The following is a 13,543-nucleotide window of genomic DNA, read 5'->3' as shown; positions in this document are numbered from 1 at the left end:
CCGAACCCCATGTGCCTGATCTGCCCGCATCGTCATCTCGCTTACTGCGCACTCTGCCCGCTACCCGACATGCCGCCGGACGAACTGCCAAGCGTGCTCATCGACTGCGGAATCTTGTTCTTGAACGAATCGAGATAGCGTTGATAAACGAGCGACGCGACATCGCCAAGCATCGGCTGCACCGGTGCCGCCGCGCGGTTGTCTCGCTGCATCGAAAGCCATTCCTTCGTCGAGCGGTCGACGTCGGATGCGGCTGGCGCCGCTGCCTGTTGCGCATGTACGGCTGCGGTGCTCATTGCCATGCAAACGATCGCGCCCAACAGCGCGATCCGCCCCGCGCGCGCGGCTCGATGATGGTTGTTATTCATGTTGTTCCCCACCTGTCTGTTTATTGTGCAAACCGTTGCAGCAACGGCACGGTCTGGTCATAGCCGAAATTGTTTGCCATCGGCGTGATCGGCACAGTCGCTGTACGGCGCGACACCACCGGCGGCGTCGCGACCGCACGCTGCTGCGCCCGTGCAGCGGCCGCGATTCTTGCGGCATCGCCGACGATGTCCTTGCGGATATCCGGCGGTAAATGCTGCTGGTTCATCAACCGCTGCGCGTCCTGCGTGCGCCCGGCGGCGAGCAAATACAGCACGAGATTGCTGACGATCTTCGGATTGCGTTGATCCAGTTCCGCCGCCTTCATCAGCGGCACCCGCGCGCCGACCACATCGCCGCTACGCAATTTCGCATAGGCGAGATCGGATAGCAGCGACGCATCGGTCGGCGCGAGCTCGGACGCCTGTGTCAGTGCCTGTACCGCCTGACCGAAATCGCCTGCCGCACCGGCGATCAACCCAAGGCCCCGATATCCGCGCGCGGAGAGCGGCGTCTTCAGCAGTTGCGTATAGGCCGCTGCACTTGCAGCCGGCTGGTCGGTCATTCTCAACGCGTCCGCGCGCAGCAGGATCGTGTCGGGCGACACGCCGTACGCCTTGTCGTAAGCGTCGATGTGCGCGAGCGACGCATAGTAGAGACCCTGTGCCTGCATCCGCTGAATCAGGCCGAGATACATCGCGGGCGTATCCGGCACCGCCTGCTTCTGATCGGCAGCCTGAATCAGCGCCGCGCGTTCGGTCTGCGCGCCAACGCCATACCCGCTTTCCTTGGTCGCGCAAGCACCAAGCAGCACCGCTGCCGCCACACCTGCGTACCTGGCCATCCTGGTGATCCGCTTCATCGTCTTCCCTTCCACCCATCAATGATGCGCCGACAACGCATGCGTCACTGCCAGCAACCCGGGTCCCGCCGTCACGATCAGCAGCGCGGGTAGCAGCGTCAGGACCATGACGCCCGTCATCTTCACGGTCAGTCGGCCGATCCGTTCGCGAAGCATCGCGCGGCGCGTCTCCCGCAGCCGGTCGCCGAACTGCTTGAGCGGCTCCTGTACCGCGCCACCGTGCTTGTCGACCTGCACCATTAATCGGGTAATCGCGCGCAAATCCTCGTTGTCGAAACCGCCCGACAGCCTCTGCATCGACTGATCGCGCGTGCGGCCCGCTGCGAACTGACGCTGCGCGATTCCGACCTCCGACGACAGCACCGGCATCATCCCTCGGAAGTCGTTGGTCACGACCTGCAGGCTCTGATCCAGCGACAACCCAACGCCCTGCAACAAGCGCAACATGTCGACGAACAGCGGCAGTTCATCGACGACGCTCTGGCGACGAGCGGCGGCACGCCGCTGCACGTATAGCTTCGGCAGCATGAAGCCGAACGCGAATGCAGCGAACATCCCGATCATCCAGTATCCGCCCTTCATTCGTCCGCTGGCGAATACCGCGAACAGAAGCGGCAACCCGATCCCGCAAGCGATCCGCGCGCTCAGGAACAGTCCGCGCGTGCGCGTGTCGACATAGCCGCATTGCTCAAGAATGCGGCGATCCTCTTCCGCGACAATGTGCTTGCCGAATCCGGTATCGAGCAGTCGCATCCCCGCCGCCGACAATCGCGTAAGCATGCGCTCGATGCGCTGACGGCCGGGCGCAACCCGTGTCACTTCTGCCGCACTCTCCGCCGTGGCCCGTTTCTTGGCCGCCTCGAGTGCTGCCATGCGCTGGTCGAGCGCCTCGGCCAGCGCACGTTCAGCACGCGACGTGGCGCTGGCACGCAGCAACGCGATCATTCCAAACAGCAGCACGCCTAGCGCACCAAGCGCCAGAGCAACCGATCCGATCTGAGTTGCCGTCATCGCATCACCTGAGTCGAGCCATCCGATACAACCACACGCTCCCCGCAACCTGCATCAGGAACGCGACGATAAGGAGCATTTGTCCGCGCGGATCGATCCACATTCCTTCCAGATATTTCGGATTGGTCATCACGACAAAACTGCCGATCGCGATCGGCAGCATCACGAGCACGAACGCCGATAGTCGTGTCTCGGCCGACATGGCCGTCAGCTCGCGCTCCGCCTGCTCGAGGTCGCGCATGAACACGGCCATGCGTTCGAGCATCACGTCCGCGCGACCACCATACTTGACCGACAGCCGCAGCACCGATCCGAGCAGCTCGAATTCCTGCGCCCGGTAGATCTTCGCGATATGGAGCATCGCTCGATCGATTTCGACGCCCGTGCGCAACATCCGGGACACGTGATCGAGGCACCCTCGCAGCGGCTCCTCCGTCGTCAGCAACGCTGCCTGAAATGCGGCCGGCACGCTGTTGCCGAGCGTCACCAGTCGCACGATCCCGTCAAGAAACGACGGGATCTGCCGGACGATCTTCAGTCGCCGCCGCTGGATACGCGACGTGAGCCAGATGCAAAAAATCGCGCTCCCGCAGACCAGCGCAGCGAAACACGCGAGCGCGCCGCCGCGGTTACCCGCGATCGACGCAATCGCGACAAGCACGGCCAGCGCAATGATCGCCTTGCCGCGTGCGCCTTCGATCCCGGCGCGGTTCACGAGGTTGATCAGATACTCCTTCGCAACCGCATACCAGTGTGCCCAGAAAGCACGAGATACCGCATTGCGCACGCCACTGGACGACGCTACAGTCCGGGGCGCGGCGGATACCGCCGGCCTTGCGGACGGCGACGCCGCGCGTGCTCCGGGTTCAAGCCGGCTGTCAATGAAGCGCTTCGCATCGGTGCGCACGCGCCGGGTTTCCGCATGCCGCCACAGCATCAGCGCCGACGCCACGCACAGCATCGCGACCGCGAGCATCCAGACCGACGCGCTAAACATTGAAGCCCCCGCCGCGACCAAAACCGTCGCCGCCGAACCCGCCGCCCAGTCCGCTGTTCGTTAACGCCTGGCGGAACCGCGCGAGCTTCGGCGAGTGAGGATGGATACCCAGCGACTCCCAGTGATCGACCTCCTCCCCCTCCGGCGTCACGCGTGCTTCGTAGCGATACAGTTCCTGCGTCGCAATGATGTTGTCGGACAGCCCGGTCACCTCGGTGACCGACAGAATCCGGCGGCGTCCATTCGACAGTCGCCCGATCTGCACAATGAAGTCGATCGCGTTTGCAATCTGGCGACGCAGGCTCGACTCGGTTCCCTGGAAACCAGCGAAACCGGCAAGCATCTCGAGACGGTACAGGCACTCGCGCGGCGAGCTCGCGTGCACGGTGCCCATCGAGCCGTCGTGGCCCGTGTTCATGGCCTGCAGCATTTCGAGCACTTCGCCGCCGCGCACTTCGCCGACGATGATCCGGTCCGGACGCATCCGCAACGTGTTGCGCAACAGGTCACGAATCGTCACGACGCCGGTACCATCGAACCCGCCCGGGCGGCTTTCGAGCCGCACGACATGAGGGTGATTCAGCGACAGTTCGGCCGTATCCTCGATCGTTACGACACGTTCGGCCTCTGGAATGTGGAACGCGAGCGCGTTAAGCAGCGACGTCTTTCCGGAACTCGTGCCGCCCGACACGAGAACGTTGCAGCGTGCCTCGACCGCTGCCTCGAGCAGCGCGCCGATCTCTTGGTTATACGTGCCGTTACCGAGCAGGTCCGAGGGCTTGAGCGGATCTTTGCGGAACTTCCGGATCGACACGATCGGGCCATCGATCGAAAGCGGCTCGATCACGACATTCACGCGCCCGCCGTCCGGCAGCCGCGCATCGACCATCGGGTTCGACTCGTCGAGACGACGTCCGATCGGCGCGAGAATCCGTCGCACGATGCGTAGCAAATGCGCGTTGTCGGTGAAACGCACCGGCAGCTTCGCGAGGATCCCGTGACGCGACACGTACACGTCGTTGTAGCCGTTGATCAGGATGTCCTCGACCGCCGGGTCTGCGAGCAGATCCTCGATCGGCCCGAAGCCCGCGAGTTCCTTCGTCAGCGCTTCGGCGATCGCACGCACCTCGCTCTCGTTGAGCGGAATGCGGCGCAGGCGCACGAAGCTGTCAATCTCGAGATCGACGAACTGATTGATCGCCTGGCGGGACCATCGGCCGAACTCGGCTCCCAGTTCCTCGATACGCGTCAGCAAATGCTCGTGCGCAGCATTCTTGATGTCGTGGAATTGCTGCGTCTGCGAAAACGGCGCTGCGCCGTCGGCAAATTGAATGTCGTGTGCCATCGGTTACGACCGCCTGGACGAGGGTTGAATGAAACGCTTGAGCGCGGACAAGCCCGGCGCGGCGCGCGACGCGCCCGCCATGCCCGATACACCGGGCAGCCGCGCGGCGAGGGTTTCGAGTGCACGCACATAAGGATCGCGCTCTGCCGCATCGACGATGAGCCGTCCCTGGTTCGCAGCATGGCCGATCGCGACGCGACGCGCGGGCAAGGTGCCGACCAGCGACAAGCCGAGACGCTCGGCGATCTGCCCGGGCATCAGGTCCAGCGCGGGATCGTACTGATTGACCACGAGCTTGACACGATCGGTATCGACGCCCGCATCACGCAGCCCGGTGAGCAAATCGGCTGCCGACACGATCGATGCGACACCCTGATCGCAGACAAGCCATGCCTCGTCGGCCGATGCGGCGATCTGCGTGACGAACTCGCGATTCGAGAACCCGCCGAGGTCGACGACCTGCTGGTCGAAAAACGCGCGAAACCTGTTCAGCAAGCCGATGCATGACGCATAAGACACGTCACGCAATGCACCGAGATCCGGCGGCAAAGTCGTCAGTGCAACGCCACTCTGGTGCCGCGTGAGCGCGGTGTTCACGAACGTGCGATCGATGCGGCGCAGGTTCTGCACGGCGTCGATGAAATGGAATTCGCAGCGCGTGTTCAGGAACAGCGCGCCGTCACCGGCCGGCAACCCTAGATCGATCAGCGCGGTTTGGCGGCCGGCCGGCGCGCCGCCGTCCGGACTGCCCGCCGCACCCGGGCCGAGCGCCCGCTTCTGCAGCCAGACCGCGAGATTCGCGGCAAGCGTGCTGACGCCCATGCCGGCACGCGCCCCGAGCAGCGCGACGACCTTCCCGTGGCGGCTCGTCGGCTCGCTGACGTGAGACAGCAAACCACGCGTCGTCCGCAGTGCATCCTCGGCCGGGGCCGATACGTCGATGAAATCGCGCACGCCCGCACGCAGCGCGGCCAGCGTGCTCTCCGGCTGTGCAAGCGAGCCGAGCGCAACGATCGGCAACCCCGGATACGCAGCGCGTACCGTGGCGGCGGCAACGCTCGCCAGGTCGCTGCGTTCGGAGAAATCGATGAACACCAGCGCCGGATTGAGTCCCGTGATGCGTTGCGCAAGCCCACCCGGCTCCAGCGACGCAGCCTCGACCGCTCCGGCCGACACCAACGTATCGGCCAGCCAGCGCACATGCGCTTCCTTTGTCGATGCGCAAACGAAGTAGTCGGTCACGGCGGGTTCACACAATGATTGAGTTCGTGCATTCATGTCGAACACCCCCGATTACGCAAGGCGTGGCGATGTGCCGCAACGCGCAATGCTTCACATTCATTTCGAGAAACCCGGGGCGGCATCAGGCGACACCGCGCCGCCCAGATAAGATCGCCAGACCGGCCCGTCACGTTGCTCGGACAACTCGCCGGGTGTCGCCGGCAGTACCGCCCCCTTCGCAATCGGTGCGACGAGATGCGGGGTCACGATGATCAGCAACTCCTTGTCGTTCTGCTGGTAGTTCAGGTTCTTGAAGAACGTGCCGATGATCGGCAGGTCGCCGAGCAGCGGTACCTTGTTCACGTTCGACATCGTCTGGCGGTCGATCAGACCGCCGATCACGAAGCTCTCGCCATCGCCGAGTTCAACCGTCGTATCGGCGCGGCGCGTCGTGATACCCGGCACTGCAACGCCGCTGATCGTCACGCTGTTCACGAAATCGAGCTGACTCGATTCCGGTGCGACTTTCAGCGCGATCCGGTTCGGACCCAGCACCGTCGGGGTAAGCGACAGCCCGACGCCATATTGCTTCCACTGGATCGCGGTCGATCCGAGCCCCTGCGGCGACGGCACCGGAATCTCGCCGCCTGCGAGAAAGCTGGCGCTCTGGCCGGACAACGCGACGAGCGTCGGCTCGGCGAGCACGCGCGCCATGTTGTTCGCCTCAAGCAACGACAGGTCGGCGAAGATGCCACGCCCCGCAGCATTCACAACCAGATTGAACGCAGAGGCAACCGGTGCGCCGAGCGTCGGAATATACCCACCCGTGCCCGGCCCAGACCCACCGTTGTACGATTGCACACCACCCGGCGAGAACGAGCCGAACGAAAAGCCGTTGCTCTGCTTAAAGAAGTTGAAGCCTACTTGCTTGAGCACCGAGCGGCTGAATTCCACCACCCTCACGTCGACCTGCACGACGTTCTTGCCGGCCAGCGTCGAGCGATCGATCACCGCACCCTTGGGGCTCATGTTTTTGGCAACCGCCGTGGCCCGCTCGTGCGCATCGAGCGATGCCGACGTTCCCCGCAGCACCGACGTCCCGCCATACGCTTTCACCTGCGGTGTCGAACCGTCGAGTACTGCTTGCGCAGCCGCGTCGACGACTTCGACGCTCCAGACCGTCGGCTCGTCTTTACCGCGCTCCCACAACATCACGTTCGTCACCCCCGGCGCTTTCGCAGTCAGCAGCACCGAACCGGACCGACTGCCCTTCATGATCAGCACATCGGCGATCGCCGGATCGCCGACGGCGACCCGCTGCAGCGCGCGGCCGGCGGAAATCTGCCGCTGCGCCCCGACCGCCAGCTCGATCGTGCCGCTCGCGCTTGCAAAGGAGGCGAATGTCAGGGCCCAGAGAGCAATCGCGAATGCAATCAGTGTGTTTTTCATTGTTTGTTGGACCGTCGCACGGCCTTTACTTGTCGTCGCTGATATCGATGGCCATCGATGTTGTTCAATACGCAACCGTTTCCGACCGGCCGCCCCGGATCACCTCGATGCCGCCCCCGCCACCGCTGCCGCCTGGCCGCGCCACCGGCGGCAGGCGCGACGGCAGCGGCGGTATGTTCGTGCTGGCCGCTGCGATCCTCGGCGTGCCGGACAACTGTTGCAGCGACACGCCTGCCGCGGCAAGTGCCGATGGCGACAGCTTGTTGTCGGTGCGCACCGCCACCGTCTGTATCGCAAGCTCGTCGTCGCGCGGATTGCGCAGCGCGAGCGTCAGCCGCCCGCTCGCCTCGCCGAGTGTCAGTGCATCGACCTGCGCGGTCGGCACCGCGAGTACCGCGATGCGCGTGTTGCTCGGCTGGCCGTTATTACCGTTCGTGTTGCTGCCGCTGTCGCGCTCCGCAGTCGCATCTCCGAACGACAGTACGCGAACCTTCGACATCAGGAGCCTCGCCTGCGTCTGCGAAACTTCGCCGTCGAGCATCCCGCCGCCGGCTTCACGCTTCAGGTTCACGAATATGTCGACGAAGTTGCCGGGTCGCAGACGGTTGCCGACCGCGTTGGTCTCGTCGACGCGAACCGCAATCGCCCGTTCGCCTGGCTGAACATCCTCGGCGAGCCCCGACACCAATGCGTCCGCCACGACCGGCGCCGACGCCGGGATGTCCCTCGCCGGAACGCGGCCCACCAGTACCGCCGGATCGGCAAACGCACCTGTTGGCACCGGTGCGGCCGGCTGAATCTTCAATGCATCGGCGGGAATCGGCTGACCGACCGGCAGCACGCGCGTCGCAACGACCACCGGCACCGGGTTAGCAGCGACGGTCTGTTGTACAGGGACGGGGCCCGAGGGACTGCGCCCGAGCAACCACGCGTAGATGCCGAGAAGAACAGCGATCGCAATCAGCAACCCCGCGATGATTTTTGTCAGATTGTTGGCCATGTTGATATGGGAATGCCGGAATCGGGTTCTGGAGCGTGCAACGATCGGGGGACTACTTTCAGTTTCAAAGCATGCTGGGCTGAACCTGTACGGTCGCGCTACTTTGCAACTGCGGCGCATTGAACAGGAATATCCATGGAATCAGCGGATTCGCCGCATATGAATAGGTCATCGTCACCATCACGTTGAAGGCCGACGTGGACGTCGATGTAAATGTCGTGCCGCAGGTCACGCCGGGCGTCGATGTGGGTGTTGGCACCGACGTGGAGACCTGCGCGGCGAAACTGACATTGTTCGACCACGGCGTGCCGGCCAATGCTTGCGCAACGGCGTTCCGTGCATTGACCTGCAGCCGGTCACACGGCGCAGACGTGTAATTCAACGCGGCACGCGCACCTTCGGATGCCGCGAATGTCAGGCTTTGCTGGATGATGAAAACCATCCCGAACGTGACGATCGCGTAGAAGATCAGGAAGAACAAAGGAAACACGACAGCGAACTCGACCGCCGCCACTCCCCGTTGCCGCCGCCATGCGGACGGCTGGCGCGCTTGCGTCCCCCGAGCCATCACATTCCCCTCACATACACAAGATGCAGAAGCCACGCAGCCGCGGGTATCACAAGAAACGCCGCATATGGCGTCGCTCGGCGGCCACCGAGCGTCATCGTGGGCGTCGCGCGTTTGTACAGCGCGAAGACCGACGTCCGCGACAGAAGCATCACCCAGAGCGCGTGGAGGGCTGCGGCGAGGCTCGCGACGATCCAGAGCCACAACAGCGCCGGCGCACCGCACCATGCACCCAGAACGGCAAAAACCTTGACGTCGGCTGCACCCATCGCACGCAATGCGAACAAGGGAATAAAACAAAGCAGTCCCACAGCCGCACCGACCAGAGATTGGGTGAGCGATATTCCGAATGGATTTCGACCGAGGGCCGCAGCCACCAAGGCACCGACCAACCCCGCGACGACAAGCGCGTTTCGAATACGCCGAAAGCGGATATCGCTAGACGCGACGAACGCCGCCCAGCCCAGGAATACCCCGATGAAGAAAAGACGAGCCATCACGTCGCTATCTACCGCGACCAGGACAGCGGGCGAGTTACGTCAATAATTCGCCCGCTGCAAAGCCGCCAGACGATATTCGGAACCGGCAATTTTTTCTTATCAGGTAGAAGGCGCCGCCGCCGACCAGCATGTGGAACTCGGCGCCGACACACACGTTCCGATTTTCGAGAAGGTGCTGCTGAGATTGGTTCCCACCGATGAGGCGCCCGCAATGATTGCAACAGCAATCAGCCCCGCAATCAGACCATACTCGATCGCGGTAACCCCGTCTTCTTCCTTAAGGAAGCGCTTGATGAGTGCTTTCATTTTATTCCTCGTGCCTGTATTTACGTTCTTTGGCCTTTTATACGTATACATCCCCGCATATCCGGCCGGTTGCCCCGCGCTGTTCGCCACATCTGCTGTAACGACAACCAGGTGCACTTTCTTTATAGATTGCCCCGAGGGGCATGGCCCACCATTTGATGCAAGTTAACATTCGCGATAGCAACCCTCCTCGAACGTTGTGTACCGAACCGTACATTTCCTTACATCTGCTCCGGATTCTATATCCGATCCTATTTAAGTTCCAACCTCTTTTAACGTCCTGGATCGAAAAAAATGACCGTGAGCACAACGTATTTGTACGGCGTTTCGGTACGACTTACACATAGGATTTACGATAGGTTAGATGTGCACACCTAATCCACCTGTAAAACAGTTGCCTCGTCCACCAAGCCTGCGCGGCCTCCCACGTTACGTCGCACGCGTAACGCCAATGTTGTGACGTTACGTTACGAAACGATCGAAATCGTTCTCATTCGTCTGCACTTAAACAGATTCAACAATCTTTCAATTCCCGTAACTTCCTTTTCCGACAAGGAATTGCCCCGTTTAAAACCTGTTGCCGAACCGTCGGGCATCGAAATGGCACGACAGTTGCAGAGTACTCCTCGCACCACTCAACACAACGCAGTTCACAACACATTTTAATGCGAGGAAAAAATGGACATTAAGGTTATCCCTCATGGCGTGTTCCGGACGACTCTGATCGCGGCCACCGTCGCAGCCATGCTTTCCCTCTCCGCGTGCGGCGGCTCGGGTTCCATCAGCCAGGGTCTTGGCGGCGGCTCGAGCTCGGGCGGCGGCGATACGATCTCCACGTCCGGCACGAGCGGCACATCGGGCACATCGGGCACGAGCGGAACTTCGGGTACGAGCGGCACCAGCGGCACCTCGGGTACGAGCGGTACGTCCGGCACAAGCGGGACCTCCGGTACCAGCGGTACGTCGGGCACGAGCGGCACGTCCGGTACTTCCGGCACGTCGGGCGTGTCGTCGAACCCAGTGGGAACTGTCCTCGCAAGCAGCAGCAACATCTTGACGGGTGTCGGCGGAACCGTCTCGGGCCTCGGTTCCGTCATCGGCAGCCAGACGCTGCCGGGCGTCAACCCGGCCACCACACAAGCCGCGGGCGGCATCGTGCAAAGCGTCGGCGGCGCAGTGACCGCACTCGGCAACGGCCTCGGCAACGGTCTCGGCCAGCTCGGCGCGACGAAGGACCCGGTCGGCACCACGCTCGCCAGCACGGGTGGCGTGGTCAACCAGCTCGGCAGCGCAGTCACGCAAACGGGGACCCTGGTCTCGAGCCTCGGCAGCGGCCCGCTCTCGCCGCTCGCACCGGTCACGGGCGCCGTCGGCGGCCTCGTGTCGACGCTCGGCGGTGCCGTCTCGAACGGCGGCAACACCCTCACCAACGCACTGTCGACCGGCCCGATCCAGCAGGTCACGCAGACGGTCAGCTCGGCCATCACGCCGATCACGACGATGGTCGGCCAGACGACCCAGACGATCGGCACGGCAACCGGCCTCGGCGCGCCCGTCAACACGCTGCTCGGCACGGTCGGCAACGGCCTGAACCAGGCCGGTGCCCTGCTCGCGTCGACGGGCGGCAACCCCGTCACGACCGGTCTTGGCAACACGGTCTCGTCGACCGGCAACACCGTGAAGGCCGTCGGCGGCCTGCTCACGGGCGGCACCGGCGGCGTAACCAACCCGCTCGCGCCGCTCACCGGCCTCGTCTCGACGGTCACCGGCGCGCTCGGCGGCGCAGCAGGCGGCAGCGGCGGCCCGCTCGCTCCGGTTACCGGTCTCGTCTCGACGGTCACCGGCGCACTCGGCGGCGCAACGGGCGGCGGCAGCAGCCCGCTCGCACCGGTCACCGGCCTCGTCTCGACGGTCACGGGCGCACTCGGCGGCGCAGCAGGCGGCGGCAGCGGCCCGCTCGCTCCGGTCACCGGCCTCGTCTCGACGGTCACCGGCGCGCTCGGCGGCGCAGCAGGAGGCAGCAGCGGCCCGCTCGCGCCGGTCACGGGTCTCGTCTCGACGGTCACCGGCGCGCTCGGCGGCGCAGCAGGCGGCAGCGGCGGCCCGCTCGCACCGGTCACGGGTCTCGTCTCGACGGTCACCGGCGCACTCGGCGGCGCAGCAGGCGGCAGCGGCGGCCCGCTCGCACCGGTCACCGGTCTGCTCGGTACCGTGACGGGCGCCCTCGGCAGCGCAACAGGCGGCGCAGGCGGCAGCAGCCCGCTCGCCCCGGTGACGAACGTCGTGTCCACGGTAACGAGTGCGGTCGGCGCCCCGGCATTGACCGGCGGCACGGGCGCCGTCACGAACTCGGGCTCGGCGTCGAATCCGCTCGCACCGGTCACGTCGCTGATCGGCGGCCTGCTCGGTGGCACGCACGGCAAGTAAACCAACATCCATCCATCGACAAGACAGCGAGGAGTCAATCATGTCCCAGCAACGTTCTCTCACGACAGCCGCCCTGCACCAGTGGCGCGTGCCCCTCACGGCCTTCGCCGCAGCCTGCCTGCTGGCCGCCTGCGGCGGCGGCGGCGTGAGTTCGCCGCCGACCAGCAGCAACAACAACCCCAGCAGCACGAGCGGTACCCCGAGCACGAGCGGCACCAGCGGCACGTCCACCGGCACCAAGGGCGTCGTCAGCACGGTTGGCCAGACGGCCACCGACCTCGGCAGCACGGTCGGCAACATCACCGTGCCCGGCCTCGGCGACGGTGTGACGAAGGGCGTCGGCAGCACGCTCTCCAGCACGGGCACGATCGTCGGCGCAGCTGCCGATGCCGTGAGCAACGGGCTGGGACAGATCGGTACGACTAAGGATCCGGTCGGCACGACCGTCGCGGGCCTCGGCAACGTGGTCGGCGCGACGAGCAACACGGTGTCCGGCCTGAGCTCGACGGTCAAGGCACTCGGCACGGGGCAACTCGCGCCGCTCGCGCCCGTCACGACCCCTGTCGGCACCGTGCTCGACACGGTGGCCAATGGCTTGACGGCTGCCGGCACGACGATCGGCTCGACGCTGTCGTCGGGCGCCGTGCAGCAAGTGACGCAGCCGCTCAGCTCGGCGATCACGCCGCTCGTGATTACCGCAGGCCAGGTCACGCAACAGGTCGGCACGACGACCGGCCTCGGCCAACCCGTCTCGGGTCTGCTCGGCCAGGTCGGCGGCGCGATCAGCTCGGCCGGCAAGCAGGTTGGCGGCACATCGAGCCAGCCGCTCGTCGGCGACGTCGGTCAGCTCGTGACGGCGGTCGGCAACACCGTGACCAACGCGGGCGGCCTCGTCAACCCGAACGGCCCGAACGGCGCGGCGCCGATCCCCGGCCTGATCACGAGCCTCGTCGGCGGCTCGACGGCGACCGTGCAGAACGGCACGTCGTCGGGTTCCGGCTCGACGAATCCGCTCGGCGGCCTGCTGTCGGGTCTCGGCTCGACGCCGCTCGGCTCGCTCACGGGTGCACTCGGCGGCGCGACCGGCGGTTCGGGCAGCAGCCCGCTCGCGCCCGTCACGGGCCTCGTCTCCACCGTTACCGGCGCACTGAGCGGTGCGGCGGGCGGTAGCGGCGGCCCGCTCGCCCCCGTCACGAATCTCGTGTCGACGGTCACGGGCACGCTCGGCGGCGCAACGGGTGGCGCAGGCAGTGCAAACCCTCTCGCGCCTGTCACCGGTTTGCTGAATACTGTCACCGGAGCAGTTGGCGGCGCAGCGGGATCCGGGGGAGCGAGCCCGCTCGCGCCGGTCACGTCGCTGGTCGGCAGCGTCACGGGAACGGCAACGTCGGGCGGCGGCTCGACGGGCCTGCTGGCACCGGTAACGGGGTTGCTGGGTACGCTGGGTAGCGTTGGCAAGTAGGGAAGACGGTCGCACCTTCGCAGCCGGAG

At 64.9% G+C, this 13,543-nt stretch carries 13 protein-coding genes; 2 read left to right on the top strand and 11 right to left on the bottom strand.

From position 1 onward, the window contains the following. Positions 1-41 precede the first annotated feature (41 nt). The 11 genes from PQB87_RS08145 to PQB87_RS08095 all read right to left on the bottom strand — a co-directional run bounded on the left by PQB87_RS08145 (position 42) and on the right by PQB87_RS08095 (position 9,625). Positions 42-368 (bottom strand): DUF3613 domain-containing protein, encoded by a 327-nt coding sequence (locus tag PQB87_RS08145; protein ID WP_060062436.1) that lies wholly within the window; start codon positions 366-368, stop codon positions 42-44. 20 nt (positions 369-388) lie between these two features. Beyond that, on the bottom strand, positions 389-1,228 hold the full coding sequence (locus PQB87_RS08140; protein ID WP_489242794.1) for a tetratricopeptide repeat protein: 840 nt from the start codon (positions 1,226-1,228) through the stop codon (positions 389-391). An 18-nt stretch (positions 1,229-1,246) separates the two neighbouring features. Then, positions 1,247-2,239, bottom strand: a complete 993-nt coding sequence (locus PQB87_RS08135) for a type II secretion system F family protein (protein WP_060154901.1) — start codon at positions 2,237-2,239, stop codon at positions 1,247-1,249. 4 nt (positions 2,240-2,243) lie between these two features. Continuing rightward, entirely contained in the window at positions 2,244-3,236 is a 993-nt protein-coding gene (locus tag PQB87_RS08130) for a type II secretion system F family protein (protein ID WP_060062442.1), read from the bottom strand. Continuing rightward, on the bottom strand, positions 3,229-4,581 hold the full coding sequence (locus PQB87_RS08125; RefSeq protein ID WP_060062444.1) for a TadA family conjugal transfer-associated ATPase: 1,353 nt from the start codon (positions 4,579-4,581) through the stop codon (positions 3,229-3,231). The genes PQB87_RS08130 and PQB87_RS08125 overlap by 8 nt, the downstream gene beginning before the upstream one ends. Positions 4,582-4,584: 3 nt before the next feature. Then, on the bottom strand, positions 4,585-5,859 hold the full coding sequence (locus PQB87_RS08120) for a fimbrial protein (protein WP_060062495.1): 1,275 nt from the start codon (positions 5,857-5,859) through the stop codon (positions 4,585-4,587). A 60-nt stretch (positions 5,860-5,919) separates the two neighbouring features. Then, positions 5,920-7,251 carry a type II and III secretion system protein family protein gene (locus PQB87_RS08115; RefSeq protein ID WP_060062447.1) on the bottom strand — a complete coding sequence of 444 codons (1,332 nt, stop codon included), beginning with the start codon at positions 7,249-7,251 and terminating at the stop codon, positions 5,920-5,922. A 64-nt stretch (positions 7,252-7,315) separates the two neighbouring features. Beyond that, positions 7,316-8,251, bottom strand: coding sequence for a Flp pilus assembly protein CpaB (cpaB, locus tag PQB87_RS08110; protein WP_489242836.1), 936 nt, complete (start codon positions 8,249-8,251; stop codon positions 7,316-7,318). Positions 8,252-8,315: 64 nt separating this feature from the next. Further along, positions 8,316-8,819, bottom strand: a complete 504-nt coding sequence (locus PQB87_RS08105; protein WP_060062451.1) for a TadE/TadG family type IV pilus assembly protein — start codon at positions 8,817-8,819, stop codon at positions 8,316-8,318. Continuing rightward, positions 8,819-9,316, bottom strand: coding sequence for an A24 family peptidase (locus PQB87_RS08100; protein ID WP_060062453.1), 498 nt, complete (start codon positions 9,314-9,316; stop codon positions 8,819-8,821). Before PQB87_RS08100 ends, PQB87_RS08105 begins: the two co-directional genes overlap by 1 nt. A gap of 102 nt (positions 9,317-9,418) precedes the next feature. After that, complete coding sequence (locus PQB87_RS08095; RefSeq protein ID WP_081075904.1) at positions 9,419-9,625, bottom strand: Flp family type IVb pilin; 207 nt, start codon at positions 9,623-9,625, stop codon at positions 9,419-9,421. Positions 9,626-10,303: 678 nt separating this feature from the next. Here PQB87_RS08095 and PQB87_RS08090 point away from each other — a divergent pair. After that, complete coding sequence (locus PQB87_RS08090) at positions 10,304-12,052, top strand: collagen-like triple helix repeat-containing protein (RefSeq protein ID WP_489242793.1); 1,749 nt, start codon at positions 10,304-10,306, stop codon at positions 12,050-12,052. A 40-nt stretch (positions 12,053-12,092) separates the two neighbouring features. Continuing rightward, the gene (locus tag PQB87_RS08085; RefSeq protein ID WP_021162387.1) at positions 12,093-13,514 is read left to right on the top strand and encodes a collagen-like triple helix repeat-containing protein; all 1,422 of its coding nucleotides are present in this window, start codon (positions 12,093-12,095) and stop codon (positions 13,512-13,514) included. Positions 13,515-13,543 lie beyond the last annotated feature (29 nt).

Source organism: Burkholderia sp. KL41, assembly GCF_057005415.2.
The sequence above is the reverse complement of the archived record's forward strand: the minus strand, read 5'-3'. Positions and strand labels throughout refer to the sequence as shown.

Excerpts from the sequence above, each read along its gene's own strand:
- PQB87_RS08145 (WP_060062436.1), bottom strand. The coding sequence starts at position 368 with ATGAATAACAACCATCATCGAGCCGCGCGCGCGGGGCGGATCGCGCTG.
- PQB87_RS08140 (WP_489242794.1), bottom strand. The coding sequence starts at position 1,228 with ATGAAGCGGATCACCAGGATGGCCAGGTACGCAGGTGTGGCGGCAGCG.
- PQB87_RS08135 (WP_060154901.1), bottom strand. The coding sequence starts at position 2,239 with ATGACGGCAACTCAGATCGGATCGGTTGCTCTGGCGCTTGGTGCGCTA.
- PQB87_RS08130 (WP_060062442.1), bottom strand. The coding sequence starts at position 3,236 with ATGTTTAGCGCGTCGGTCTGGATGCTCGCGGTCGCGATGCTGTGCGTG.
- PQB87_RS08125 (WP_060062444.1), bottom strand. The coding sequence starts at position 4,581 with ATGGCACACGACATTCAATTTGCCGACGGCGCAGCGCCGTTTTCGCAG.
- PQB87_RS08120 (WP_060062495.1), bottom strand. The coding sequence starts at position 5,859 with ATGAATGCACGAACTCAATCATTGTGTGAACCCGCCGTGACCGACTAC.
- PQB87_RS08115 (WP_060062447.1), bottom strand. The coding sequence starts at position 7,251 with ATGAAAAACACACTGATTGCATTCGCGATTGCTCTCTGGGCCCTGACA.
- cpaB (WP_489242836.1), bottom strand. The coding sequence starts at position 8,251 with ATGGCCAACAATCTGACAAAAATCATCGCGGGGTTGCTGATTGCGATC.
- PQB87_RS08105 (WP_060062451.1), bottom strand. The coding sequence starts at position 8,819 with ATGGCTCGGGGGACGCAAGCGCGCCAGCCGTCCGCATGGCGGCGGCAA.
- PQB87_RS08100 (WP_060062453.1), bottom strand. The coding sequence starts at position 9,316 with ATGGCTCGTCTTTTCTTCATCGGGGTATTCCTGGGCTGGGCGGCGTTC.
- PQB87_RS08095 (WP_081075904.1), bottom strand. The coding sequence starts at position 9,625 with ATGAAAGCACTCATCAAGCGCTTCCTTAAGGAAGAAGACGGGGTTACC.
- PQB87_RS08090 (WP_489242793.1), top strand. The coding sequence starts at position 10,304 with ATGGACATTAAGGTTATCCCTCATGGCGTGTTCCGGACGACTCTGATC.
- PQB87_RS08085 (WP_021162387.1), top strand. The coding sequence starts at position 12,093 with ATGTCCCAGCAACGTTCTCTCACGACAGCCGCCCTGCACCAGTGGCGC.